Source organism: Actinomadura physcomitrii (genome assembly GCF_008923205.2).
GTDB lineage: Bacteria > Actinomycetota > Actinomycetes > Streptosporangiales > Streptosporangiaceae > Spirillospora > Spirillospora physcomitrii.
In genome coordinates this window covers 1-26,867 of sequence record NZ_WBMS02000068.1, presented here as the reverse complement: position 1 = coordinate 26,867, position 26,867 = coordinate 1, and the positions used below count along the sequence as shown (strand labels likewise).

Below are 26,867 nucleotides of genomic sequence, written 5' to 3'. Positions count from 1 at the left end.
ATTGCGACGTTCGTCCGTCGGCGTACTTGCCCACGCTGGAGCTGCGGGTCGCCGACGCGTGTCCCCGGCTGGAGGACATTGTGCTTCTGGCGGGGCTGTTCCGCGCGATCGCCGGTGGTGAGATCGACGCGATGGCCGAGGGGCGGTCGGCGCCGCAGGTCCGAACCGAAGTGATCCGGGCGGAGACCTGGCGAGCCGCCCGCTGCGGTCTGGAGGGCGAGCTGGTCGACTCGGTCGACGGGATATGGGTGCCAGCCCGGCAGCTCCTGCTGGGCTTGCCGCTGGAGCGCTACCGAGAACCTCTAGAGGCGGCAGGCGATTGGGACCTGGTGCCGGAGCTGACCCAGGCGGCACTGGCGCGCGGTAGCTCGGCCGCACGCCAACGCCAGGCGTTCACGCGCGGCGGCCTGCCGGAGGTGGTGGACATGCTGATCGCTGAAACACGCATTTAAAAGGAGAGACCTCGTATACACCGCCACCGCCATCACGAAGGTCGGGGAGGAGCCGAAGACCTACAAGCGCTCATGCGGGCAGGCGCACCTCACGGAGGCGAGGGCGGAACGCTGCGCTCGGCACTTTGAGGACCGAACTCCGGGAACTGGTCGGCGAGCACGCCGAGCGACTGACGATCACCCGCACGGTCGACCGGACAGACGACCGTTGACCACTCCCGCCGGATCGAAGCGCCTGTAGACGCGCCGATCCGGTATCCAGGCGCTTCGGCATCCGTCCACCCCGAGCCGGTCATCCAGACGTCCCGACCTTCCGACCCGCCCGAGGAGCATCGCCCGCCAAGTCATCACCCTCTTACTAGATCCTCGATCATCGCGGAGATCGGAGCACCGGTGGCCACATCGGCGACCCCGGCCGCGCCGTGCCACACCCGGTCGCCGTGTGTTCGGCTTCCTGACCACTGCAGAAAGCAGAGCCTCAAGCAGACCACGAGCGTCTCCGGCGACTGCTCCCAGTGGCGGGTGGTCGGCCGGTCCAGGAAACGGTGGCTTGCGGACGGGATCGGCTCCATGGCGGTGAAGCCCGACGACTACATGACCGGCGACGCAGGAATGGCAATCAGCCCGGACGGTCTGCGCCTGGCCTACTACCGGGCGACGGACCGGCGTGTCGTCGTCGGTGACCTGTCAACCGGCAAGGTGATTCCGATCGGTCGGCGGGCGACCGGTCCGCAACTGGCCAAGACGCCTTCCAGCTTGCTGTTCCCCAACGACGGAACACGGCTCACGATCACCTCGGGCGAGCCCGCCCTGCACCGCACGCTGCTGGCCGATGTCGGCACCGGCGCCTTCACGACCCTTCCCGCCGACGACTTGATCGGTTTCAGCCAGGACGCCTCGACGATCGTGCTGGGCTACGTCTGGGCCGGAAGGAGCCTCTTGTGCTCGCCGGTCCGGACGGCGCCGTGCGCGCCCGGTTGAGCCTCGATTCCAACGTCCGCCTGGCCGGTGTCTTCGGCAACCTGCTCTCACCTGACGGGCGCACTCTGGTCACTCCCTCGCGCAGCCTGGACAAAGCCGTGCTCGTAGACGCGCATACAGGCAAAGTCACTTCCGTGCGGCCGGTGCGCGGAGGAGTCGGAGGCGTGCTGGTCTGGGCGGGACCGACGAAGTACTTCAGCATGCGGAGCTTGTCCGGCAACCTCGAACCGCGCGGCGGGAACGAAATCCCACCCAGGAACAGCGCGGCGCCATCGTCGACTTGGCCACCGGCAAGTTCACTTACAGCGGACCCACCTTCAAGATCCAGGCGTGGCAGTCCTCAGTGGCGTTCGGAGGCTTTCTCTCCCGAACGACGGCATGCGAACGCGCGTTGACGCGCTCGGGGGCCCACTGGTTGTGATGCGCCCTAATAAGGGTGGTCCACGTGGTTTACGGCCGATCAGACGGGATGACGCCGGACTGTGGTGTTGACAGAGCTTGCGCGCCGGTGAGTGTCCGATGAGCTTCGGGAGATCATCGAGCGCTTGATCCCGGGTTTCGTCGAGGCCGCAAAAGGACTCGTGCGCCGCGTCCAGGCATCCGGACGGTAACGGTCATGAATGCAACTGACCGCTCTAGCCTAACGAGGAGCCTGTCTCTGGCGCACAAACTGCTGTGGGCGCAGGCAGTGTTGTTTATGCTCGCGTGGCTTATCCCGACCGGTGCGCTCGCCGTATCGGCACTGGCACAGGGAATCCCTGACGACGGGAGCGCGCCCTACTTGCTGATCCCCCTGATCTACTCCGCGCCGGTACTGCTGTTCGCGGTGCCGACCTTGGTGCTCGCCGTCCTGTTCTCCCGCGGAGGGCGCGGCGTTCATACCGGGGTCGTTGCCTTCGAGGCTCTGTTCGTGGGCCTTGGCGCCCTGCTTCTCGTCGGAAGTATGCAGGTGACGTTCGGTTTGGTCTACCTGGCGCTGGGCTTGCTGTGCCCAACCGCTCTCCCAGCTTTGTACGTTTTGATCATCCTGCTCACCCCGAAGGGACGCGCGCATTTCCGTCCAGGCTAAGAGACCACTCCCCGCATCGCCGACAGCGGCCGGCCTCCTTGATCCGAGGACGGCAGACCCGGCGACGTCCTTGCCTTCGGAGACGTACCATCCTAATGCGAATCTATGGCGGCGTTGCTGCCAAGGAATAATCCTTTGTCTCCGGCCACATTGGCCTGGCAATACGATTGCTAGGGTGAAGGTCGAGTGCAAATCACGCTAATTCGACAGGATGGAGTTTTGCTGAACGCACGGTACAAAAGCACGTGAAGCCTCTGGTGGGGACGGGACGTTGTGAGAGACCAACCGTCCTACCAGGGGCTTCTCGACGTCCGACACCGCCCACGCCGCCCGCGATCACGCTGTGATCAGCGCACACGGAACTGCCCCTGAAAAAGGCTCACTGTGCGCCTCTCGCGCGGCCTCTCTCCAGTGAACCCTTCTCGGAGCGTTTCGACTCTTGTCGCCGAAGGGCGGCAGTGACCGTCGGCGGGCGCCCAGAAGCCCCGCCAAGGTGAGGGAGTCGCGAGCCCTCCGTTGGCCTGCCGTACATCCAACTCATGGGTGTCCAGCAGGACCGTCCCGGCGATACCTTCACTCGGTTGCCCCTGAAGCGGGCCCTTGACCAGGGCCCAGAAGAGCCCGCTGCTGCGATCGGCCAATCCGGTATCGGCGTAAATCCGCCCAGGGGCTTCATGCCGCGTGGCGCAACGCGGCAACCGGGCATCGACCGGATCGAGCGGGTGCTGACCACCGGCTCGTGACGGCGGCGCTGCTGTGGCCTGAGCTTGCTGGCTTGTGGTGTTTCCGAAACCGGCAGTCGGATGGCGCCAGCGATGGTTAGCCGCACTGTCTGTTCGGGGGCCCTGTTCGGCCTCCTGCTGACTAGATGCACGGAGCACTGGGGAAGGTTGTGATGGCTACGGCGCCGAACCTTGTCGTGGCGGGGTACCAGGGCGCCGCGCGGAAGCTCCGGGAAACGGGCGGTTTCCGGTCATGTACGGTGTCGCGTCCACGTCAGGGCTTCGGGAGCTGTCCAGGAGCGACGCGCTCGGTTTCCAGGCCGCCTTCATGTTCGCGCCGGGATTCGATGAGGGCCTCCCGGGCGCAGGGGGTCGCCGTGCTGGTGAACGGGCTGGTATGCAACGGCTTCAGCGTGCTCGTGCATGTGTCCTTCACCGAGCGCGGTGACGTCTTCGACCCCGAAGTGGTGGCGGCGGGCAAGCAGCTGAGGATGGCCGACCCGCTGGTAAGACTCGGCATCGCGGAGCCCGATCCTTTGACCGAACCGCCTCCGCCGCCAGGACCTTGGGCGACTCCTGGACGACCGGCCGGACACACCACCGTCCTCCGTGCGCGACCAATGGGCGCAACCGCCGGGCAGCCGGCTCCAAGGCCACCCGCTTGGCCTACCCGATGGGCGGGCCTCAGGGCGGGCGAATGGCTCCCGGCTCCGCACCGGCCATTCCCGGCACCTCACAGTACGGTTCCAGCACCGGACCCGCGAACGCCTTGGCGGCTGCCGCGATCACGTCCGCCCCGACCGTCCCACCTGTCGACAGGCATGGCACGGTGATCGCTGCGGCCTCGGCGAAGGGTCGGATGGGGAAGATCAAGACGACCGTGAACCCTGCGGACCATACGGCGAGGCGGCTGCAGGACATTGGACGGGCGGGATACGCCATCGTGGTCGATACCAATTTCCAGCACGCTGACGTTGCTCGCTACCTGAGCCAGCAATCCCCCATAATTCTCGATCTACTACAGGCACCGGATGTGCTCTCAGCGCATTCGATTCGACAGTATCTTGCCTATATCCCGGACATCGGTCTTTGCGTGGTTCCTGGCCCGCCGGACGCGGTCAGCGCCGATCCAACGGCGATCAACTCGATGTTGTATCGACGCATTCCCACCGTTCTGCGACAGGTGTTTTATTTCGTGTTCACCGACACTCCGGTCGCCGACCTGCATCACGCGACCTTCGTCGACCTGATCTTGCCGCAACCCGACGCGATCCTGGTTCCCGTCGTGTCCAACCGGGTGACAGCGGAGGCCGCCCGTGCCTGGCCCACCGCCATCACCGGGCTGCGGAAATCACGAGCGTCGTGAGCGACGCCTTCGTCTTCGTCGCTCTGACGATCATGCAACCGCCCGGTCGATGGAAGCAGCTTCTCAATCTTAAGCCCGCGTAGCGCGAGCCCTGACCGGAAAGGACCCGATTCGATGATGATGGATCAACAGCCTGCCTCAGGACTTGATTTCTGGGATTCGCTGGGCGTGGAGGATCCCGCGGAACAAGCGCTGCCGGATCCGCAGGACAAGCGTGTGGCAGGTACCAGGACGGATCGCCCCCAAGCCAACTCGGTGGAAGCAGCATCCAATTCGCGAGAGACCATGCCGGTCACAGACGCTGAGCCGAGCACGACAGAGAGCGATCCTCCTCCCGGCACTCCGATGCCCTTCGCCAATTCGTCTCCCTCCGTAGATACTCGGGAACTCGGCCCGGGCACGCCGCCAGAACAGGCTCCGACGCGTGCGGGCAAGGATGCTCCCGAGGCGGGCGATGATCAAGAACCGTCTCCGCCGCCTCTTTCGGCGGAGCCCGCGGGAGGCCCGGCCACGGGGAGAGCCTCCAGGCCACCGAAGGATCCGACGCCCGCACCCGCGCCGGACAAGGGCTGGGAGGGCGCCGAGCAGATCGCAACGTCGATCAGGCCTCGACTCGCTCAAATGTGGCTTGACGTGCTCGTTCGGGAGACCGGTGGCGACGAGCTCACGGCACGCAGGGTGCACCATGTGCTCTACGGCCAGCACTTGATCGGTGAACTGTGGCAGGACAAGACCATCGTCGAGGTGCACATTCGCGGCACGCGGGTGTTGGTGGTCGACAATCGCGGCATCCGCGAAGTCTCCGGCTTCCCCACTGCCGCCGTGGCCGCCCGGGCCATTGAGGCCGTCGAAGCCGCGAAGGAGCGGATGAGGGCCATGGTCACCCGCATTGGAGACTCCGTCGTGGTGAGCCGCATCGACACCAAGCCCCTGCCCCTGTCCGATCTCATCACGTCAGGGGCGCTTACCGAGGACCTGGCTTCCCAGGTCGGGAGCGCTCTCGAGCACATGGATGCGGTGACGGTCATCGGTCCTGCCGCGCGTGTCGTGATCCGCGCGTTCGCGTCGCTTATTCCCCCGGAAAGTCGCGTCTTCGAAGGGTCGTATGGGATCCTGCCCGACGGCTGCGTAGCCGCGGCGAGTCCACTGGACGCCGACTATGTCATCGGTGTGCGCCCAGGTGTGCCAGCGGAGCCGATGGCCGCGGCCGGCCAGGTCGGAGCCCTCATCGCCAATCCGGAGACCGACTTCCGCGCGGCCGTCCGGCTCGTCGTCTCGGGGCGCATCTCGTCCATCCGAAAAGTCACCAGAGTGCAAGACCCCTTCTGAGTCCAAGATCGGCTGAGTCTGAGCGATCGACATTTCCCAGCCCAAACTCAGTGATCCTTTTCCACCCTGATGGCGCTGGGCGTTGCACGGTGACCGGTTCGGTGCGGCCCGAGGCGGTGGCCCGGCCCGCCGCAGCCCGCGTAGCCCCCGGACCTGGTCGGAGGTGAACGGGTTGGGGCTGGTGCGCAGCAGCTCACGGGTCTGCGGGTCGAAAACATCAGCGTGGCGGGTTCGATGCGGATACCGACAGGGCGGCCCCGCAGGATCCCCGCGGCCAGCACCATCCGGCTGCCCAGGCCGACGTTGACGTTCTTGTTGTGTTGACGGGCGGTCGACCTCGACGGCGTCCCCGTCCTCGGCGGTGATCAAGGGGGACTCACGGTCACTTGCGGGGAGATCGCCGAGGAAGCCCAGGTCAGCGGCTCGCCAGCTCAGGCGTTGGGTTCATGATCGGCTTTGCAATGCCGGATGTCAGGGGTTCGAATCCCCAATAGAGGCAGCCGGTTCAGCCCAGGTCGGAGGAGCCGACCTCCTCGAACATCACAGCGTAGACGATCAGGACCACGGAGGCGCCGCCCAAAGCCAGTGCGTGACCAGCCACCAGCAGCTCACCCACTTGGTGGCCACGGCGGCGATCAGTGGCGCGGCCATGATCCCCCAGGCCAGCAGGGTCAGAAGCCCGGCCAGCAAACCGCCCGAAGTGGTGCTGCTGCCGTCGCGATAGTTGGACATCTCGAAGCCAGCCCAGATGAGAAGGGTCATCAGCGCCGACAAAGCCACATGGACGGCGAGGTAGAGGATCTTGAAAATCGTGCTCATACGCCGGTGATCACACTGATCAATTTCGAAGATCACCCGATTCAGTATGGCCGAAGTCCGAGATGCCTCCGGCGGAGCCTCCGACTCTGCCCGCGAGGAGGATCGGAACGACCAGTAGCGATAACGACTGGATCTTCGCCTCGTTTTGATCACTTGGATCGTTTAGCCTGGTCACAGGCCTTACGTTGCCAGGCATGCCGGTGGATTTCTTGTCTGATGAGCAGGTGGCCAGGTACGGGCGATTCGCGGCGGAGCAGTTGCCGGGTGAGCTGGAGATGTTCTTCCGGCTGGATGAGCGGGCGTTGACGCACGCCAGGTCGAAACGAGCGCCGGCGAATCGGCTGGGGCTCGCGGTGCAGTGGGGCGCGGTGCGGATGCTGGGCTCCTTCGTGACCGAGGACCTGAAGGCGGTGCCGGAGGTGGTGGTCCGGTTCGCCGCGGCCCAGGTCGGCGTCGACCCGGCGGAGTTCGGAGCGTATGCGGAGCGGCGGCAGAGCCGGTACGAGCATGCGTGGGAGATCCGGGACGCCTTCGGCTACACCGAGTTCGAGTCGGCGGAGGAGCAGGTATGCGTGATCGACTGCGGTGGGCACTCCGAAGACGTCCTCCGCTCCGCCGTCCAGGTAGCGAACTTCGTCCTGCTGGCCACCACCGCATTCAAGGCCGACCTGCGACGCATCGCGTCCACGTTCCAGAGGTCGAGGAGATCCTGATCGAAGTCGGAGCCGTCCAGAAGGCGGCCGCGTGAGCGCGAACCCCCAGCCCCCCGGCGGAACAAGAAGGAAGGCCAGCCCGAGTCGACGATGGTGACGTCGTAGTCATCCTCGACGGGGGCGAGCGCGCGTTCCAGGGCTGCCTCGCGGGCGCGCGCCTGGGAGAGGCGGAAATCCATGAGGAAGCCGTCGGCGCAGGCGGGCAGGACGTGCAGGCGGCCGCCGGTTCGCTCGTCTGGCAGGGCCACGATCAGTTCGCCGATCTGTCCCTTGGCTTCGCCTGCCATGTGCTTGGCAAGGCTGTCTTCCCCGGATGCGATCTGGGGGACGCCGAATTGGTTGGTCAGGTGGCCTTGTGAGTCGTAGTCGACGATCAGGACGCGTTCGCCGGTGTCGGCGGAGACCAGCCCGTGGAAGCGGGTGGCCAGCCGCGCGGCTATTCGGTCGGAGGCGGCCCGGGTGACGGTCGCGCTCATCGTCGGCTCTCCGGCCTTTCGGACGCCGCGGCGAAGCGGTGACGCAGCCAGAGCGAGACGTAGACGAGCCCGACCAGCACGGGCACCTCGATCAGCGGCCCGACGACACCCGACAGGGCTTGGCCGGAGATGCCGCCGAAGGTGCCGATTGCGACCGCGATGGCCAGCTCGAAGTCATTCCCAGCGGCGGTGAACGCCGGGGTAACGGTGCGCGAGTGGGGCAGCCGGACGGCTCCGCGGTCGCGGCGGCGAGGGCGCCGATGCCGGGAGCGGTGATCGGGTCGGCGGCGGGTTTCCCGGCCATCACCTCGAGCGCATCCAGCGCCGGCCCGCCTGCCCGACGGCGTCACCGCTTCCACCTCGAATTGCCGTGACCTCAGCAGCCGCCGCCAAAGCCAAGTCGCAAGCTAAGACGAAGTCCGCAGAACAGGCGATCCGCACGCTTACCAAGCACGGCGAGCCGATCACCTTCCAGGCCATCCAGCGCGAAGCCGGTGTCTCCCACACCTTCCTCTATGGCCGCCCCGACCTCCGCGGACGGATCGAACGCCTCCGAACTCAAACCCGTCCGATTCCCGCACCAGCACCTCCGGCCGATGAACAGAGCACCCTCGTGCTCGCACTGACCAGCCAGATTGCTCAGCTCAAGAAGCAACACCGCCAGGAAGTCCAGGCTCTACGAGACGCACTGGAGCGGGCTCATGGCGAGAACCTCGACCTCCACCGCGAACTCGACCGCCGCACCGAGGCACCCGACAGTCGCCCCAGACGACCGACCCCTGCTGACAACGTCGCATCCATCGAAGGAACATCTTGACCAGCAAAGACACACTTCAATCAAGATCAAACCGGCGATAACGTCCGGCGGCCGCCACCTGTACTACCGGGCGCCGCAGGACGTGGTGATCGGATCGACGTCCGGCGGCGCCACACCGCTCGGTGCCGGGATCGACACCCGCGGGCCCGGCGCTGGCGGCCGCGCCGGCTACGTCGTCGGCCCCGGAGCGTGGTCGACGGCCGCGCCTACGAGATCGTCCGTGACGGTACCCTGGCGGTTCTGCCCGGCCGGATCACCGCCCTGCTCGCCTGCCCCGCCACCGGCCCCTCGCCGAGACGGCCCGGCGGCGGGCCGCCGGGCCGTGCACTGCCGGTGCGAGCGCCGCGCTCCGGACGGCACGCAGGGCGCGGCCTGCAGCCGTCCCGCGACCGCCGAGGACCTGCAGTGCGACGTGTGCCGCATCGGCTGCCACCCGCTCCCCCGATCGCAGCACCCCACGACCCGGCACCGCGCGTGCCTCTCCGCCCTCGCCGACCACGGGATGGCGAACCGATGACCCGGCCCCATCCCCGGCCGCCGAGCCAGCCGCCGGTGCGGCCGGTGAAGGTGCGGCTGTCGGGCGACGATGACGACGTACGCCTGGTGGCCGAGTTGCTCGCCGAACAGCTCCCCCGCCGCCACCGCCGACCGCGTCCAGGTCGGCGACCCCTCGCCCGCCTACCCCAACCGCCGCAACGGCGGATCCCGCCGCTACATCGAGGTGTACGTCCTGGACGACGTCGCGCACGTCCGCGCCGAACCGCCGACAGCGTCGGCAACCTGGCCGCGCTACCCGCCGCGCAAACCCGCCCGATCATCGAACACTGAACCGTCGCGGCGGCCGCGCCGAGTTCGCCGAGACGAACTGTCGGCGGGGCTGGAGACAAGAACGGTCCCCGGGGCCCGCACGCCCGCGGGCCCCGGGACCGAGGTCGTTACGGCCCGGCGTCCCCGCGCGGTGAACGGGCAACGCTCGGCGCGAGAACCCGGGTCGTTGAGTTCGTCGATGCCCGAACCAAACACGGGCAAACACAGGTACTCCCGGAGGTCTCGGCCATTATCGTCCTAGTTGCGACCGCGAGAAGCAGGAACGTTTGTGCGTCGGTTTGAGCGACGGTTGCGGGGGCGCGGGGGCGGTGATGTCGATGAGATTCAGCGACGGTGCCGTGCAGATGGATGGGTGAAGGGCGGGCCGCGGTGCGGTCCCGCCCTTGGTGTGAGTGTCGTTGGCTGGAGTGGATCAGCCGGTAGTGTGTTCGGCTCGGGCGTGGGTCTGGGCGAGCCGGTAGGAGTCGGTGCCGGTCTCGATGATGTTGCCGCCGAAGGTGAGCCGGTCGACGATGGCGGCGCATAGGCGTGGGTCGGTGAAGGTTTTGGCCCAGCCGCTGAAGGCTTCGTTGGAGGCGATGGCCAGACTGTTCTTCTCTTCCCTCTCGGTCAGAACCTGCAACAGCAGCTCGGCGCCGCGGCGGTCGAGTTCCATGTATCCCAGTTCGTCGATGCAGAGCAGGTCGACGCGGCCGTATCTGGCGATGGTCTTGTTGAGCTGCTTGTCGTCGGCGGCCTCGACCAGTTCGTTGACCAGCTTGGTGGCCAGGGTGTATTTCACCCGATAGCCGGCCATGGCGGCTTCGGTGCCCAGCGCGATGAGCAGGTGGGACTTGCCGGTGCCCGAATCGCCGATGAGGCAGAGCGGCTCGCCCTTCCTCACCCACTCGCAGGAGGCCAGGTATGGACGGTGGCGGGGTCGATGTTGGGGCTGGCCGCGAAGTCGAACTCGCGCAACGTCTTCTGCCCGGGGGAACTGCGCGGCCTTGATCCGGCGTTCGGAGCGGCGCCAGGTGCCCAACCGGACCGTAGATCAAGAATCACAGTTCCGATGCTGGTCGACCCCCAAGTCAACGCGGAGCGCGGCCGGAGCCGACCCGGTGCTGCCGCGTGGATTACGCCGTGGGCTGATCTGCTCTGGGCGGAGGCGGCTGGGCGTGCGGTGGGGGCGCGCCTAGGTTCGGCGGTATGGACGTTATTCGGCTGCACCCGCGGCTCCACCAGGTTCGTCTGGCGTTCGGGCAGTGCTACATCTGGGACGCACCCGAAGGGATCACCCTCATCGACAGCGGCATCCCCGGCAGCGGGCCGGACATCGCCGCGGCCGTCCGCTCCATCGGCCGCGACCCTAAGGAGGTGCGGCGCCTGTTCCTCACCCACTTCCATGAGGACCATGTCGGGGCCGCCGCTGACGTCGCCGGCTGGGGTGAGGTGGAGGTCCTCGCGCACCGCGCGGACGCCCCGTTCATCCGCGGCGAGCGCAAGGGGCCGCCGCCGCGGCTCCTCGACTGGGAGCTGCCCATCTGGGAGCGCGTGCAGGCTGGCCTCGGCGGCGTCGAGCGGCCCGCCCCCGTGCGCGTCGACCGGGAACTCGACGACGGTGATGTCGTCGACCTCGGCGGCGGCACGCAGGCCGTCGCCGTCGGCGCGCCCGGCCACACCCCCGGCAGCGTCGCCCTCCACATGCCGGACGAGCGCGTCCTGTTCACCGGCGACACCATCGCCCGCGGTGAGGACGGCCGGGTGATCCTCGGCGTCTTCAACTGCGACCCGCCGCTAGCCGCCGAGACGTTCGCCCGCCTGTCCCGGCTGGACGCCGACGTCGCCTGCTTCGGCCACGGCGAACCCCTCGCCGGGGACGCGGGCGAGGCCCTGCGCGCCGCCGCCGGGTAGCCGGTGCGGGCAAACAAACGGGCGATCGGGTGCGCGGCGGGGGCGGCTTGCGAGAATCTGCCTCGAACCGACCCGTGAACCTGTGGGGCTTCATTATCCCGGTTCGGGGCCTGACCTGCTGGTTCCCGGGCGGGATCATGCTGTGGTCGGGCAGGCTGGGTCGCTATGGTGTGGTCGCTGTTGTACGACCTGACGCGCAACTCGCTGGGCGTGATGCTGCTTCGGCTCCGCGGGGAGGCGGCCAAGGACGTCGAGATCCTGGTGTTACGTCACCAGCTTGCGGTGTTGCGGCGGCAGGTGAACCGTCCTGCTCTCCAGCCGGCCGATCGGGTCCTGCTGGCCGCGTTGTCGCGGCTGCTACCCCGGGCACGCTGGAACACGTTCATGGTGACGCCCGCGACGTTGCTGCGGTGGCATCGGGAACTGGTCGCCAGGAAGTGGACCTATCCGCGTAAGGCGCCCGGCCGGCCACCGGTCCAGCGGGAAATCCGCCGGCTGGCGCTGCAACTGGCGGGCGAGAACCCGGGATGGGGCCACCGCCGCATCCACGGTGAGTTGATCGGGCTCGGTTACCAGGTGTCGGCGGCCACGGTGTGGCGGGTCATGCGCCGCGCCGGTGTCGATCCGGCACCGCGACGGACCGACGCGTCCTGGACCATGTTTCTGCGTGCCCAGGCCTCCGGTGTTCTGGCCTGCGATTTCTTCACCGTCGATACCGTCTTCCTCCAGCGGATCTACGTGTTCTTCGTGGTGGAGATCGCCACCCGCAGGGTCCACGTGCTGGGCTCCACCCGCAACCCGACGGGCGCCTGGGTGACACAGCAGGCCCGGAATCTGCTGATGGACCTTGACGAGAGCGCTCAGCGTTTCCGCTTCCTCGTCCGCGACCGGGACACCAAGTTCACCGACTCCTTCGACGCCGTGTTCGCAGCGGCCGGGATCACCGTACTGCGGACACCACCTCAAAGCCCACGAGCAAACGCCTTCGCCGAGCGGTGGGTCGGTAGCGTCCGCCGCGAGTGCACCGACCGGTTACTGATCTTCTCCCGACGCCATCTGGAAGCCGTACTCATGATCTACGCCGATCATTTCAACGGTCACCGTCCGCATCGCTCCCTGGGACAACAACCACCTACTCCTCCGCCCGAACCGACTCCCATCAGCAGCAACACCGCCATCCGCCGGACACGCCTCCTCGGCGGTGTGATCAACGAATACCGCAACGCCGCATAGCGATCACCACGTCTGAAGCGACACCGGGCCCCAGGCCAAAGCCAGAATCCGGATATTGAATCCCCACACGCGAAAGCAATCGAAGGCCGTGCTGGCGAGCGGCCGGGGGAACCCCACCAGCCGTACCGGGGGCCCGGGAACGGTCCGGACGACGGTGGCGACCTGGACGAATCGCTGGCGAGGGCGGCCTTCGACCGTTCCTACCGAGCCCTCACCGACGAGCAACGACGCCTCTTTCGGCAGTTGGGCTGGAGCCCCTGCCCGGACATCACCGTGGACGCCGCGACGGCCCTCGTCGCCCGGCCGGCCGCGGAGGTGTCGGCGGAGTTCGAGGTGCTCGTCGATCATCATCTTCTCCATGTGCAGGGACCGGAGAATGTGCGCATGCACGACATCGTGCGGGGATTCGCCCGTGCCCGGGCGTTCGAGGAGGATTCCCGTGACGAACTCAGACAGGTGCTCTCTCGGCTGGTGCGCCACTACCTGCGATGGGCCGACCAGGCCGACCACTTGCTCTATCCACACCGGCACAGGCGCGGTCTCTCAGATGCCCTCGGCAGCACGCGGACCCCGCCCGACCACGATCGGAAGCGCTGGAACGGGTGGCTCTGGGCAGGCCCCGCCGACGCTTCCACGTGGTTCCAACGGGAATGGCGCAACTGCCTGATGCTGGCCGACCATGCCATCGAGCACGAGATGAAGGAGAACGGCGCGCTGCTGGTGCATGCTCTCTCCCAATTCCTCGAAACCCAGGGACGCCGTGAGGACGCGGGCAGGGCTCAGGAGACGGCCGTGCGAGCGGCCCGTGAGACCTTGAGCCCGGCAACGCTCGCCCAGGCGCTCTTCGAGTTGAGCTTCACGCGGTTCCGAATCGGTCACCATGCCGCCGCACTGGAGCACGCCACCGAGGCGTTATCCATTTTCCGCTCCTCGGGCGATCGGCGGGCCGAGGCCAAGACTCTGGACCGCATCGGCATCGTTCTGTGGACCACCGCCCGCTACCGCGAGGCTCTGGCCCACCACCAGGAGGCGCAGGACCTCCACCGAAAGGCCGGCGATCCACACGGCGAGGCGGACTCACTCGGATACGCCGCCATCGCACTGTGGCATCTCGGCCGCTACGGGGACGCCTTACAGCACCTGAACTTCTCCCTGGACATGTGCCGCAGGTCAGGGGATCGGCGTCGCGAGGCGATGGTCCTCAACAATCTCGGAAACGTCCAGCGGCAACGCGGCTTCCACCGTGACGCCGTCCGCTATTACGAGGAGTCGAGCGCGATCTTCAAACAGATCGGCGGGGTACAGAACGAAGCGATCCTCAAGAACAACATCGGAGGCGTCCACCACTACAAGGTGGATTACCCGAGTGCGTTGCGCTGCTACCGCGAGGCGATCACAGTGTTCCGCGAGATCGGCGACCGGCGGAACACCGCCGACGCGCTCAACAGCATCGGGGCCGTCTACCTGCTGATGGGGCGCCCCAGCGAAGCACTCGTCCACCACCAACAGGCCGAGGGCGCCGCCCGGGACGTCGGCGATCCGTACCAGCAGCTACAGGCCCTGCGCGGGATGGCGGATGCCCATCAGGCCTGCGGCCGTTACCCGTTGGCCCTCGACCATTACCACAAGGCCCTCGACATCAGCGTTCCGTACCAGCAGGCCAAGGCGCACGAGGGCATCGCCGCAACGGTCCTGCACCTTCAAGGAGAGCAGGCCGCGCGCATCCACTGGCGCCAAGCCCTGTAGATTTTCGAGGAACTCGGCGTCCCCGAAGCGGAATCCATTGCGATAAGGTTACAGACGATCAATGAGGTCGCCTCATGACGGCACACCTCCGATTTGGAAAGGGGTCAATCCCGGGCATCTGACCATCCGATACGGCGTCACCAGCGTCGAGAGCCGCAGCCCGGCGGCACGGCCTTCCCCCAAGGCCATACACGCGATGCCAGCCGAGCTCATCCTTGCCGCAGTGGGTGTGCTTGCGACCGGCGGGTGATCTCCCATGGCGGGGATGACATCGTGTCCAAACCGGTTGCTCAGAAGAGGTATGCCAGCGGACTTCATGCCGGGGCCGGCCACCCCGCGTGCGCGGGGAGCAGGGAGCCACCTGCCGCTCCGTCTCCACCGTCCCGGGACCATCCCCGCGTGTCCGAGATGGGCGAATGCGTTCCGCGGTACCTATTTTCAACCGATTGCGCCTGCTGAGTGTGGACCGTCAGAGCGGAGTCTCCGATGGGGTAGGTGGCCCAGAACGGTGAATGCCGGGCGCTGGGTGCCTCGGGTTCGTCTCTGTCCGGCGCTTTGTCGGTGGGGCGGCGTACGTTGGTTGCGCTCAGCCGGCTCGGCCTGACAGCAGCGTCGGCGCGCCGGATGGAGGTCGAGCACGAGAGATCGAGTCGTCGGCCTGCCGTGGCGACCTCCTCAAGATCACACAGAAGCATGGACGACTTTGCTGAGCGCTCGCGCTTGGCGACATTGACGTCGCCCGCTCCAGGCGACGTCGCGCATGGACTCGTGATGAGGTGGGTGTCAGAGTGACCATCTCCGAGAATGAGGATGGGGCCGAGCCGGCCAGGGACGTCGGCTGGGCCGAAGGATCATCGTTCCGGCAAGAGGATGGCGATTACCTCACCGTGATGTTGCTGGCGGCGGGGCTCGCGCGGATCAGGGACGATCGGCGGCGTATGGATGCCGGCGAGTACCTGACCCGGACGTCGGCGGAGCAGGGGTTACTTCCGGTGCCGTGGCGATCGGGGATGACACGGTTGTGGTGGCGGTTCCACACCGCCGGGCAGATTCCGCCGCGAAACGATCTGGCGTTGTTCGAGCTGTGTCGGACGCCGTTCAGCGAGTGGCCGATCAGGCTTCGTCTGTCTGTGGCCGATCTGGAGCAGAGCCTGCTGGATGACGACGAGCTGACGCCGCTGGCCGAGCAGGCGGCGCGGCTGTCGGTGCGGGACGTTGAGGCCGAACTCGTGGAGAACCAGGTGTTCCGTGAGCTGATGCTCGTGGCGGAGATGAACGCCGAGGATGAGGAGGACCTCCAAGCGCGCTATTGCCAGCTTCGTCGGCTCCTCATCGACAAGCCGGTCCTGACTGAAGCACAGGCACGGCGCCTGATCAGCCAGTTTCCCAAGCGAGGGAGCAACGGCCAGCCGATTGTTCAGCGTTTCATCCAGGCGGCCTATACGCGCCGGGCGGCTCAGGGACCGGTCACCATCGGCGTTTGCGACGGATGCAACAATCCGACACAGCGGGGCGTCGGTGACTGCGGCACCGCGGGCTGCTCGGGGAGCCCGACCAGTTTCAACATCGAAGCGGTGGGTGGCTACTACGTCCAGCACCGTGCGACGCGGAGGTTCTTTCACGATCCTGGATTGGTGGAGGCCAGGGTTTTGGACCGGCTCGCTGACGTGCAGGCGGAGGGCACCATCAACGTGGAGCCATGGCCGGGGTTGGACGCCTACGACATCCGCGTGTCGTTCCTGTCCAGATCTGGGGTGGTCGAGGTGTGGGGCGCCGACGCCAAGGATCAGTCCAGTCCGGGACTGCTGGGGCTCGGGTTCACCTGGCGATCCGATCCGCCATGCGACCGGCGGTTCCTGGTGTTGCCCAAACATCGTGCCGATCAGCCGGGCTATGTGGCTGATCTGACCACGGAGTTGCAGGGGCGGATGTCAGGCGTCTCGGTGGTCAGCGAGGACGCTTTCGTCGCGCGCGTTATCGCCATGGCAAGGGAGGTGGCAGAGCGGTGAGGGACCATTCGTCATGGTGCCGCGAGCTGGTGACCGAGTTGCAGGCCGGCGGTGTCCTACCGGACGGGCGTCTGACGGCCCGTGACCTGGCGGCGCTCGAACTCGGCTTGCACTTTCTGCACCGCCATTTCGAAGGCGAGCCGATCGGGGCATTGTGGCCGATCCTGTCCGGGTATGTGGTCGTGGAGCCCGAACTTCAGCCGGTGGTGCGCAGGGTCAGGCACCGGATGGGTGACATGGGCCGGCGTGGATACTGGCGGCTGTCCCTCGACCTCTACCGTCGGCTTCCTGTCGAGGTCCGCGGTTTCGAGCGGACCGACGACCCGACCAAGAAGATCAACGATCAGACCTGCTTCGTCCCGCGCCGATCCTCGGTGTGCCCGGAGCGGTTCGGCCGCTATGAGGCGGCACTGACCGATCCGGTGCCCTATACGCTCGAGCCGCCCCGCCCGCAGGCCAAACCTGGTGAGGTCTACACGTTCCTTCGTCGCGACAAAGTCGAGGAGCGCATCCGTATCCCCGAGGACGTCGAGGTCCTCCCGCCCCCGCTCGCGCTGACACCCCGACGGCAGCGGGAGCGTGAAGCCTGGCGCATCAGCTTCGAGGACGACCTGGTGAAGGTCGCCGAACGCTTCGACATGGCGCTCGCCGACCAGCCTGAGGTAGCGAACCGGAACTGGGTCGACCGGCTGAGGAAGATCGTCTTTTGTGCGGTCGACGAGGACACCGGCAAGCTCGTCGAGATGCCCGCGTCCTTCGGCATCAACGGGGTCGAGCACATGGTCGGGTTGATGAACAGCGGCAAGTCCACGCTGGCCGATCTGATCACCGGGGATCGGGTTGAGAAGGGCTTCCACGTCACGCTGGTGGTCGGGTCGGTCACCGATGTCTACGCCAAGGTGTCGTTCCTGCGAAGTGTCGGGATCGACGCCGTGCCGCTGGTCGGCAAGAACAGCCGGACCGAGCACGCGGCCCGTTACTGGCGCTCGACCCTGGCGACGTCGGCCAGTGTCTTCCCCGCGGACCAGGACCCGGCGGCCGATTTCGTCAACACCGTCTGCCTGCTCGACCCGCTGCGCGAGGCGAACCATCCCGGGTGGGCGCCTCTCAGCCCCGACAGCTTTCCCTGCCGGGGTGCACTGCGGTCGGCCGATGGGGAGGGCAAGCTCCATGACTGCCCGCTACTGGCAGTCTGCCCGCACCAGGAGACCGAGCGGCGGATAGCCCGAGCCCAAGTGTGGGTGACCACGGCACCCGGTCTGGTCGCCAGCCGGGCCGAGCCGACGGAGGCGAAGATGCGGTGGCTGGAAGCCTGCCAGCACCACAGCGACCTGATCATCATCGACGAGGCCGACAACGTCCAGCAGGACCTCGACGACCGGTTCGTGCAATACGAAACCCTCGTCGCCCCCGGTGAAGGATGGACCGACCGAACCACGATCGGCAAAGTGGGCGGCTTCGACCGGGTCGGCCGACGCCAGCTCCGTGACCGCAAGGTGAGGCACTTCAACGATTACGACCGAATCCACCAGCACGCCATCGACAAGCTCTACGAACTCGTCCTAAATGACGAGGGCCTGTACGAGGTGATCGGCAAAGCGCCGTTCACCGGCTTCTCGCTCCTTCTGCAGGTTGCACGGATCATGCACGGGCTGCCGTTGAAGCGCATGGACGACAACGCCGCGCTCGAGGACGCCGCCGACGACTTCTTCCGCCAGCACCTGGAGATCCTCACCGAAGGCGTCCTGCCCGCGGTCCCTGATGAGATCGCTCCGATGGTCACTGCGCTGCAAGCCGATATCCCTGACGAGGACGCCATCGACGAGCTGATCAGCGACTGGCTGATGGAACATGCCCCGCAGAGGCAGCGCGATCATGTGCGGGCGAACAACGCGATGCTCGCAATGCTGTTGCAGGCAGGTTTCTGGGCGAGCCGGATCACCACGTCGTTCTTCGAGATGTCCACGCTCTACCCAGCGGTCGCCGAATCTCTGCCGCTGGACGATGAGGACACCTTCTGGCGGCAGCAGCCTCCCCGCGACTACCAACCGTTGATCCCCGAAGCACCTATGGGCAACCTGCTCGCGCTGCAATGGCTGCCCAACCGGCTGGGTGACACCGGCGCGCTGCGGGTGATGTGGATCCGCGGCGTCGGCCGGTGGCTCCTGCACCACATGCATGACCTCTTGGAACCCGAAGGCATCCAGGGGCCGCACGTCGTTCTCACCTCGGCCACAAGTTGGGCGCCGGGGTCGTCGTTCTACCACGTCCCGATCGCGCCCTCGGCGGTCCTTCGCGAACCCGTGGAGGACCGGGAGGCGCTGGCTCGAAGCAAGCTGTGGTTCCGCAAGAGCCTCAGCCCGGATGGCAAGAAGGCAATCGCGGTGTCCGGCCGGCAGGGCGCTGAACGCAACGATGCCCTCCGGCAACTCGTCAGCGGGATCTGCTTGCCCCGTCCCGGCGCAGTGGTCAGCCTGCTGGAACAGGTCCGCGCCGACCTCGCCGAGGACCGCAAGCAGGTCTTGTTCGTCGTGCTCAGCGGCGCTGAAGCAAAGCTGGTGGCCGAACACATCAACCTGCGCACCCCCTACAGCGCCCGCAATGTCACCCCGGACGCCAACGACCCGGGCCAGTACGGCCTCCACCGCCGCATGATCACAAAGTTCCCCGAATCCGGAGACGACATCCTCGTCGCTGCAGAGATGGCGATCCAGCGCGGTTACAACATCCTCAACGCCAACCGCACCGCCGCGCTCGGAGCGGTCTTCTACCTGGCGCGCATCCACCCGCCGCCCACCGACCCCAAATTTCCGCTCTCCCTCATCAATCAGCGCGCCATGACCCATCTCTTGAACCCCGCCGGATCCTCCGTGCCGTTGTCCTCGGTCGCCGAGGCCGCGAAGGAGTTGGGCAACAAGGCACGAGCCGACTGGTACAACCTGATGAGCCGCCCGGTGTTCTTCCGACGGCTGGACGACCGGACCGAGCGCCCCGCGTTCGTCGCCAACGCCCTGGTCCCGATGGGCCAGACCATCGGCCGCAGCATCCGTGGCCACCAGCCCACCCACGTGATCCTGACCGACGCGGCCTTCGCTCCACGGCACGCCAACCCGAACGAGCAGGCACCGGACACCCCGCGCACCAGCCTGATCGTCGCGGCCGACCATCACCTGAGGCGGCTGCTGGCCGAGCCCACCGACACTGCGTCCCCGGAGAGGATCCGCGACCACGCTATCGCCGAAGCCACCTGGGGCCTACTCGGCGACCTGTTCCGCAATCGAGACATGGGGCACTGATGCCGCGCTACGACCACCTCCGACTCCTGGCCTACGAGATCGCTCCCGGAGCATCGCTCCCGGTTACGGGCATGACCGCGAGGTTCCCGGCGTCGTGGCTGCGGCGGATCCGCAGCCAGGCCCCCACCTGGGACGACCGCAGGCTGCCCACTTGGGCCCTCGTCGAACTCCTCGACACCCTCGACCCCAACATCATCCATGTGGCCGGCAGACTCGACGATGAGCATTGGCTGATCAGCCATGCCCGCACCGACCGGCAGATCCTCCGCACCGCCGTCGCGGTCTGGGCCTCGACCCGCGTCACTCCCGATCGGCCAGACCTGGACTGGTTCGACCTGCTCGACGACGAGGACCTCGACTGGACGCAGACCGAACTAGATCTCCTGGCCGCCCAGACCCACCCCAACGGGACCGCCAATCCCGACCCTGCCGTATTCCGGATGCTGCCAGGACATCTCGCCGACGTTGTCGCGGCCACGGGGATGCAGATCCGCGGTGAACACCGGCCTTTCATCCTCGGCCCGGTCGACAAGTCCGGACACCGATCCGCCATCTGGTGGCCGCCCGAACGCATCGACGACCCCAAACTCGGGCCCGGACTGTGGGCCCCAAAGATCGACTTCCATGTGGAGACCGTGCCGACCCACGGCCGAGCCCGCATCCACGCCGAACTCAGCACCGTCCGCTTCCCCCTCCAGCCCGTCCGGTACGTGCCCAGCAGAGGCGGCAGAGGGCCGAGCCTGACACTCTGGCTCCTCGCCGACTCCGGTTACCTCCGCGCGGCCGAACAGCCCACTCTCGTCAGCGCCGGCATCGGGCGACGCCGCGTCGACGGCATATACCGATGGGCCTGGGATCCCGGACTCGCCCACGCCCTGGCACACCTCACCCACCATGCCTTCCCCGACCCGAACGACGTCGTCATCGCCCCGGCCGCCCACATCGACCAGCCGGTATCCGCGTACGTCCTCTACTCCACCGGCACCAAACTCAGCGCCCCCGACGACGAAGACACCGACGACAAGGCAGCGAGATCAGTGCTGCACGCGGCCAAGACCGGATTCCTGCCCGTCGATCACTACGACCTGCACACCAGCATGGGAGAGATCCTGGAGCCGCTGGGAATCCGGCCGGTGGCCGACCTGGAGAAGACGAAGACCGCCACAACTCGCCTCTTCCGCCCGGTCGCGGACGCCCATGCCTCCTACACCCTGGAGCTATGGACGGAGTCCCCGGTCACCCGGCAAGCCCTGCTCGCGGCGGTGACCCAGGATCTCGCATACACCGAAACGGCCTCAACGACCCGCACCGCCGGCGACGGCGAGATCATCGAGTGCCGTAGCTACACCGGCCCCTGCGAGCTCACGGTGGAACTACGCGAGCAGCACGACATCGCCGCAGGCATTCCTCGGCCCGTCAAAGGTGAGAAGCAGGGGGTCCAGGCCGCCCGCCGCATCCAGCACATCGGCCAGATGATCGGCAGGAGCGACGACCGCCGCGCCGCCATCGTGGAGATCCGTAAGCCGGCCTACTTCGAGGCGATCAACAAGGAGGATCCCTACTCCACCCTCAAGCAGGCGTTCCCACCGCTGAACCGGCGCCTGCAATGTATCCACCCGATCAACCTCTACGTCCCGAAACCCGACGCCAAACGGCCCAAGAAGACCCTGCCCGGAACGCAGTTCACATTGGGTGACATCCACCGCGCCAGCGCAGCCGTGCAGGACGCGCTCCGTTCGCTCGGGCGCGTCGGCGTGCTCCCTGCCCCTCCCGGCATCACCGGCGACTTCGAACTGATCGGCATCTGGCTCGAAACCCGCAACGGCGCCGACATCCCCATCGTCGTCCGCATCGCCGGCGACGGCACCGCGACCGCCCAACTCGCCACCGACGACGGAACCGAACAGATGCCCTACGCCGACCTGCCCCTAGCGCTCGCCGCCGGCCGGGGGCGACTCTCCAGATCGAAAACCGGCAACTTCCGAATCCGGATCGCCGACTTCCTCACTGCCGCACTCGGCATCGACCACGCCACCCACGACCGCGCCGTCTTCATCCGCACCAGCAGCTTCCGCACCCGCGGGTGGGACTGGCTCCAAGACCAGCACCTCACCCCCGACAAACTCGTCCTCCCGGGCCTCAACCCCTCAGACGACACCGTCGAACACCTCCCTCCAGCGAAATGTCCCGGCCTGCGCGTCTTCCGCATTCGCGAACGCGACAGCCAAGAGGAAGTCCCACGAGGACTCGGCACCAAGGAGGAGACATACGGCCGGACCAGCGGGGTCTACCCTCTCAACGATCACGTCTACTACGCCGTCAACCCCAGATCCGACCAGATGCAAACCCCGCTGACGGTCACCAAACTCGACCCAGGCCAGAGCGCGAACGCCCTAAAGCAGGGCAGCAACAACAACCCGATCGAGATAGTCACAGCATTCGTCCAGCCGGGCGACGACCGGCGCGCCTGGGCCGCCTACACCCAAGCACTGCGCCGCGCCGCCCTTCACACCGACATCGCCTCGACCCTGCCCCTGCCGCTGCATCTCCCGTCGCTAGCCGACGAGTACCTGCGGTAGCGAAGGTAAGCGCGGCCTGAACCATTCATCACAGGGCAGACACGGTGCTCACTCCTGCGCGGAAGCCTTGAATCTCGTCACAGAAGCCCAGACGACCACAGCGCCCCGCTGATACGAGGCCGCCGCGCCCAGGGTCGGCCTCAGTCTGCCGCGCCATCTGTGGGTACCGCGGCTGTGAGGTCCGCGCTGATCAGGAACGCATCATCCACGGTTGGATCACCGGGCGGTGAGGCGCATGGGCACCGGAAGCTGATGCCCGCCACGCCTCCCACCCGCAAGCAGCCGATGCCGGAGAGCCGTACCATGCATGCGCAGGTGCTCTTGGCGGCTCCTGGGTACAAGAACAGCAACCGTCCTACCACAGGGCAGCCGGCATCGGAGGGGGTGAAAGGCGATGGCAGCGAACGCCGAGCACCTTAAGGCTCTGGTGCGTGCGCACGCCGAAGCCGACGACGACCTCTTCTACAGCGTCGCCCTGCAGGTCGCGGCAAAATCCGCTCGCCAGGGGCAAGGCAGGTTCGCCGTGGAACTACGGGACCTTGTCGAGGCCGCGCAGCAGAAGCAGGGCCGTGCCGGCGGACGGCGCGCCGCTACTCCGGTGGTCCAGCCCCGCGGCGAGTTGTCCAGCCTGCTGACAGCAGATTATCCCGACACCCGGCTCGACGACATGACTCTCAACGCCGCACTGCGCGCCTCCCTGGATCGGGTACTGCATGAGCAGCGCCAGCGCGCCCGGCTTGAGCGGTTCGGCTTCACTCCGGTGCACCGAATCCTGCTGTCAGGCCCTCCGGGCACCGGGAAGAGCATGACCGCCGCGGCGCTGGCCGGAGAGCTGAAGCTGCCGTTGTTCACCATCCGCCTGGATGGCTTGATCAGCCGGTTCATGGGCGAGACCGCAGCCAAGCTGCGTCTGGTCTTCGATGCGGTGGCTCAGACCCGAGCCGTCTATCTGTTCGACGAGTTCGATGCCCTCGGGGCCGAACGCGCGGCGGGCAATGACGTCGGGGAAGCCCGCCGGATCTTGAACTCGTTTCTACTGTTCCTGGACGAGGCTCCTTCCGAGAGTCTGGTCGTAGCCGGCACCAACCACCATCAGCTTCTGGACCGGGCGCTATTCCGTCGTTTCGACATGATCGTCACATACGGTCCGCCCACTGCGGAACAGGCCGTGCAAGTCATACAGCGACGGCTAGCCGGAATGGACACGAGCACAGTACGGTGGGAAGCCGTGACAGACAGCGCATCTGGCCTGAGTCATGCTGAGCTAGTCAAAGCGGCGGAAGCAGCGGCAAAGCGAGCCATCCTCGCCAACCGGGACGTGGTAGACGAGCAGCTGCTGCTGGAAGCGCTGGCCGAACGGCACGCGTCCCACCATGCCTGAGCCCAGTGGCTCCGCCAGAGCCACTCCACACTTGGTGGTGCCGTGGCGGGCCGCCACACTGACACCGCGCCCTGCTCTCCCCGGCGGCGGCGGAACAGACCTGGCCCAGCGGGAAGACCGGCCCCGGCATGCTGCTGCGCTGGTGGATGGGCTGGAGACGGCCGAGCAGGAGGCAGCGCGGCTCGTCCAGGAGGCACCCGAAGCTTTCCAGCCCGACGGTTTCGCCGTGCGGATCGAGGCAGCACGTGACCACCCACTGATGCTGGAGCGTCTGGACAGCGCGGGCCTGACTCTCATGAGCAGCCATCCGCAGACCGACGACGCTCAGCAGGATGCGGTGGTATGGATTCCGTTCGATAAGGTCCCCTCGTTCACACAGCGGATCAACGCCTTTACAGAAGACACCGACGGTGGCAAGCCCAAGCAGGCCGCTCTGGTGGCCAACATGGAGCAGATCCAGCGGGCGCTGCTGGAGCACCTCTGGCAGGAGCAGCAAGGCCTGCCGCCGCTAGACGAGGAGCGATGGTGGGAGCTGTGGTTCGATCCGCGGATCGCTCCGACGGATCCCGTGGTCACCTTGCGCGCCGTGGCCGGCGAGCGACAGTGGCGGATCAGCGACCGAGCAATCCATGTGGGTGAGCGTCTTGTCGCGCACGTTGCCACGGCCGGCGATGAACTGAGGTTTCTGCTGACCACGAACGCCTGCCCCGCCGAGATCCGCAGGCCGACCTTCGCCGAGGGCCTCTACGCCGTCGACCGCGCTTTCCGCGCGGAACTCGTCGAAGATCTCGCCCAGCGCATCAGGCCGGCCAGCCCACAGGCCCCAACGGTGTGCATCCTGGACACGGGAATAGCCCAGGAGCATGCCCTGCTCAAGCCGGCACTGCACGAGCGTGCCTACACCGTGCTGCCTGGCAGCACACCGGCCGACCGGCATGGACACGGTACGCAGATGGCTGGCCTCGCCTTGTTCAGGGACTTCTCTGCTGCTCTGGAGTCACAGGGCCCCGTGGTCCTCGGCCACGGTCTGGAGTCTGTGAAGATCCTTGATGATGGCCACGCCCCGGCAACGTCTCCGAGGACTTGCGCCGAGACCACCGCGAACGCGGTAGCCACCGCCGAGATCGGCAACGGCGGTCCCGCACCGACCGCCCGAGTCTTCTCGATGGCCGTTACGCGGCGATCGGGTGATGGCGAGAACGGTGTCGACGGCACAGCGACCCTATGGTCGGCAACCCTGGACGCCCTGGCGGCGGGCACGGATGTGACCGTACGTGACGACCGCATTGACCTGATCGGCGCACCGGACCCGGAGGCGTCACGGCTGATCATTGTCAGCGCTGGGAACATCCGCGGTGCCCTCCCCCACCAGATGCGCACAGAGGAAGGCGCGCTAGATCCCCTGCTGCTCTCCGACCTGTCCCGCATTGAGGAACCCGCCCAGGCACACAACGTACTCACTGTCGGCGCCTGCACGCACCTAGAAACCGTCCCTGACACTCCCTCGTTTCTTGGGTACCGGCCGCTGGCCGCCCCGGGGGCACTGTCCCCGTTTAGCCGAACCTCAGTGGCGCTGACCAACGCGGCCATCACGAAGCCCGATATTGTCCTGGAAGGCGGCAACATGCTCGTTGCCCCGGACGACAGCGTCTTGGATGAGCACGAGCTGCTGAGCGTCACGACCACCCATCATGACCCTGCTCGCCAGCTGACCTGGACGAACGCCACGAGTGCCGCCACCGCCCAAGCAGCGGCACTGGCCGCCACGGCGATGAGCACATACCCGGGGCTGCGGCCGGAAACGATCCGTGCCCTGCTCGTCCACGAAGCCCAGTGGACCCCAGCCATGATCGAGCAGGGCTTGTTCAAGAAGACCGGAACCCCCAAACTCACCAAAGGCAAGGTCATGCGACAGGTGATCCGCCGCTATGGCTGGGGGATACCCACCGCCGAACGCATCCGTAGCAGCGCCTCAAACGCTGTCACGATGATCATCCAGGACACACTCGTCCCCTTCAACCGGGCTAAGAGCGGACAGATCCGGCTGGCCGAACTCAAACTGCACGAGCTGCCGTGGCCGCTGGAGCAGCTACGCGACCTGGCCGAGACCACCGTGGACCTGCGCGTGACGCTCGCCTACATGATCGAACCCAACCCCGGCCGTCGCGGCATGCTCGGCCGCTACAGCTACGCCTCCCACGGCCTCCGCTTCGCCATCAAAGGCCCCACCGAGTCCAGCGACGCCTTCCAGAGGCGGCTGACCGAACAAGCCGAACACGAAAGCGACGGAATCGACAACCCAAAGGCGTTCGAGTCCCACAGCCACTGGCTGATCGGCCCTCGCTTCCGCAGCCTCGGCTCCCTGCACGCCGACATCTGGCGCGGGTCGGCTGCCGAACTCGCCGACTGCGGCATGCTCGCGGTCTACCCAGTAGGCGGCTGGTGGAAGGCCAACAAGCGCAGCGACCGGATCGGCCAGGCCGTCCGTTACGCTCTGCTCATCTCCCTGCGCACCCCAGAAGTCTCCACCGACCTCTACACTCCCATCGCCACCCAACTCGGCGTGCCAGTCGATGTCACCCCGGCCACCCAGACCGAGATCATCGACGGCATCCCTGTCCAGATGGAATTCGGCTGGTAAGAGCTCATGCAAACATGTGGTGTGAAGAGCCTCGACAACAAGGCGGGCATAGGGTCAGGCCGTCGACGAGGAAGGAGCAGGCTTCCGGCGCCCCGTGTCGGCTCGTTGTCGGCTCGGCGGTTCCGAAACGGATCGGCACACGACGGCATGAGGCAGCACGGAAATTGGGCTCCATGCGGACAGGCCGACACAGATTGTCACTGAGAGAACCGCTCTGACACGAGGGCTCCGGACTTTTAATCCGTAGGTTGTGGGTTCGAGTCCCACGCGACCCACCACCCCTGACCAGGGCAAACGCGAGAACGCCCCGGTTTGCCCCCTGTCTGGTATGCCCTGCTTCGTTCCCCTGTTGGCTCGATGTTGGCTCGGCGGCTCGATCCGGGCCTCCAACCTCGGGCTTTCATCGGGCGGCGGGTCGAGAGTGACCGTTTAGACAAGAAAAGTGCCCCCGAGCTGGGAGGATAGGGCTTGTCGAGAGTCCTGTCCGCGCCAGTCCGAAAGCACTTTTCGCGTGAAG

At 66.8% G+C, this 26,867-nt stretch carries 19 protein-coding genes and 2 pseudogenes; 17 read left to right on the top strand and 4 right to left on the bottom strand.

The features are described from left to right. Positions 1 to 26: 26 nt before the first annotated feature. The 6 genes from F8568_RS44390 to F8568_RS44365 all read left to right on the top strand — a co-directional run bounded on the left by F8568_RS44390 (position 27) and on the right by F8568_RS44365 (position 5,919). Positions 27 to 452 carry a carboxylate-amine ligase gene (locus F8568_RS44390; protein WP_151600168.1) on the top strand — a complete coding sequence of 142 codons (426 nt, stop codon included), beginning with the start codon at positions 27 to 29 and terminating at the stop codon, positions 450 to 452. Between the two features lie 570 nt (positions 453 to 1,022). Beyond that, complete coding sequence (locus F8568_RS44385) at positions 1,023 to 1,433, top strand: hypothetical protein (RefSeq protein ID WP_151600167.1); 411 nt, start codon at positions 1,023 to 1,025, stop codon at positions 1,431 to 1,433. A gap of 616 nt (positions 1,434 to 2,049) precedes the next feature. Continuing rightward, positions 2,050 to 2,502 (top strand): hypothetical protein, encoded by a 453-nt coding sequence (locus F8568_RS44380; RefSeq protein ID WP_151600166.1) that lies wholly within the window; start codon positions 2,050 to 2,052, stop codon positions 2,500 to 2,502. Positions 2,503 to 3,041: 539 nt separating this feature from the next. Next, positions 3,042 to 3,245 carry a hypothetical protein gene (locus tag F8568_RS44375; RefSeq protein ID WP_151600165.1) on the top strand — a complete coding sequence of 68 codons (204 nt, stop codon included), beginning with the start codon at positions 3,042 to 3,044 and terminating at the stop codon, positions 3,243 to 3,245. 640 nt (positions 3,246 to 3,885) lie between these two features. Next, entirely contained in the window at positions 3,886 to 4,590 is a 705-nt protein-coding gene (locus F8568_RS44370) for a P-loop NTPase family protein (RefSeq protein WP_160574000.1), read from the top strand. Between the two features lie 621 nt (positions 4,591 to 5,211). Further along, entirely contained in the window at positions 5,212 to 5,919 is a 708-nt protein-coding gene (locus F8568_RS44365) for a hypothetical protein (protein WP_151600163.1), read from the top strand. Positions 5,920 to 6,474: 555 nt separating this feature from the next. Here the strand turns inward: F8568_RS44365 and F8568_RS44360 are convergent. Then, positions 6,475 to 6,774: a hypothetical protein gene (locus F8568_RS44360; RefSeq protein ID WP_151600162.1), complete on the bottom strand. Its 300-nt coding sequence runs from the start codon at positions 6,772 to 6,774 to the stop codon at positions 6,475 to 6,477. Positions 6,775 to 6,932: 158 nt separating this feature from the next. On the opposite strand from F8568_RS44360, the pseudogene F8568_RS51385 reads away from it, so the two are divergent. Continuing rightward, positions 6,933 to 7,244, top strand: a pseudogene (locus tag F8568_RS51385) (DUF4158 domain-containing protein); the annotation flags it as partial. 29 nt (positions 7,245 to 7,273) lie between these two features. On the opposite strand, the gene F8568_RS44350 reads toward F8568_RS51385, so the two are convergent. Both F8568_RS44350 and F8568_RS44345 read right to left on the bottom strand, forming a co-directional pair. Further along, entirely contained in the window at positions 7,274 to 7,927 is a 654-nt protein-coding gene (locus F8568_RS44350) for a ParA family protein (RefSeq protein ID WP_151600160.1), read from the bottom strand. Beyond that, positions 7,924 to 8,160 (bottom strand): annotated as a pseudogene (locus F8568_RS44345) (arsenic resistance protein); the annotation flags it as partial. The pseudogene F8568_RS44345 and the gene F8568_RS44350, both read right to left, overlap by 4 nt. 137 nt (positions 8,161 to 8,297) lie before the next feature. Here F8568_RS44345 and F8568_RS44340 point away from each other — a divergent pair. Beyond that, entirely contained in the window at positions 8,298 to 8,744 is a 447-nt protein-coding gene (locus F8568_RS44340; protein WP_202126088.1) for a DUF6262 family protein, read from the top strand. Next, the gene (locus tag F8568_RS51380) at positions 8,629 to 9,261 is read left to right on the top strand and encodes a bifunctional DNA primase/polymerase (protein ID WP_407924523.1); all 633 of its coding nucleotides are present in this window, start codon (positions 8,629 to 8,631) and stop codon (positions 9,259 to 9,261) included. The genes F8568_RS44340 and F8568_RS51380 overlap by 116 nt, the downstream gene beginning before the upstream one ends. A gap of 723 nt (positions 9,262 to 9,984) precedes the next feature. Here F8568_RS51380 and istB read toward each other — a convergent pair. Continuing rightward, positions 9,985 to 10,593, bottom strand: coding sequence for an IS21-like element helper ATPase IstB (istB, locus tag F8568_RS44335; protein ID WP_236010102.1), 609 nt, complete (start codon positions 10,591 to 10,593; stop codon positions 9,985 to 9,987). Between the two features lie 167 nt (positions 10,594 to 10,760). On the opposite strand from istB, the gene F8568_RS44330 reads away from it, so the two are divergent. The 8 genes from F8568_RS44330 (at position 10,761) to F8568_RS44295 (ending at position 26,350) form a co-directional block, all read left to right on the top strand. Then, complete coding sequence (locus tag F8568_RS44330; protein ID WP_151600158.1) at positions 10,761 to 11,465, top strand: MBL fold metallo-hydrolase; 705 nt, start codon at positions 10,761 to 10,763, stop codon at positions 11,463 to 11,465. Between the two features lie 165 nt (positions 11,466 to 11,630). Beyond that, positions 11,631 to 12,698: an integrase core domain-containing protein gene (locus F8568_RS44325; RefSeq protein ID WP_151600157.1), complete on the top strand. Its 1,068-nt coding sequence runs from the start codon at positions 11,631 to 11,633 to the stop codon at positions 12,696 to 12,698. A gap of 273 nt (positions 12,699 to 12,971) precedes the next feature. Then, on the top strand, positions 12,972 to 14,444 hold the full coding sequence (locus F8568_RS44320) for a tetratricopeptide repeat protein (protein ID WP_151600156.1): 1,473 nt from the start codon (positions 12,972 to 12,974) through the stop codon (positions 14,442 to 14,444). 788 nt (positions 14,445 to 15,232) lie between these two features. Beyond that, positions 15,233 to 16,453, top strand: a complete 1,221-nt coding sequence (locus tag F8568_RS44315; RefSeq protein WP_151600155.1) for a restriction endonuclease-related protein — start codon at positions 15,233 to 15,235, stop codon at positions 16,451 to 16,453. A gap of 29 nt (positions 16,454 to 16,482) precedes the next feature. Further along, positions 16,483 to 19,749 carry a pPIWI_RE_Z domain-containing protein gene (locus F8568_RS44310; protein ID WP_151600154.1) on the top strand — a complete coding sequence of 1,089 codons (3,267 nt, stop codon included), beginning with the start codon at positions 16,483 to 16,485 and terminating at the stop codon, positions 19,747 to 19,749. Beyond that, on the top strand, positions 19,749 to 22,328 hold the full coding sequence (locus F8568_RS44305; RefSeq protein WP_151600153.1) for a pPIWI_RE module domain-containing protein: 2,580 nt from the start codon (positions 19,749 to 19,751) through the stop codon (positions 22,326 to 22,328). Before F8568_RS44310 ends, F8568_RS44305 begins: the two co-directional genes overlap by 1 nt. 394 nt (positions 22,329 to 22,722) lie before the next feature. Further along, entirely contained in the window at positions 22,723 to 23,709 is a 987-nt protein-coding gene (locus F8568_RS44300) for an AAA family ATPase (RefSeq protein ID WP_151600152.1), read from the top strand. A 142-nt stretch (positions 23,710 to 23,851) separates the two neighbouring features. Further along, positions 23,852 to 26,350, top strand: a complete 2,499-nt coding sequence (locus F8568_RS44295) for a S8 family peptidase (protein WP_160573999.1) — start codon at positions 23,852 to 23,854, stop codon at positions 26,348 to 26,350. Positions 26,351 to 26,867: the final 517 nt, after the last annotated feature.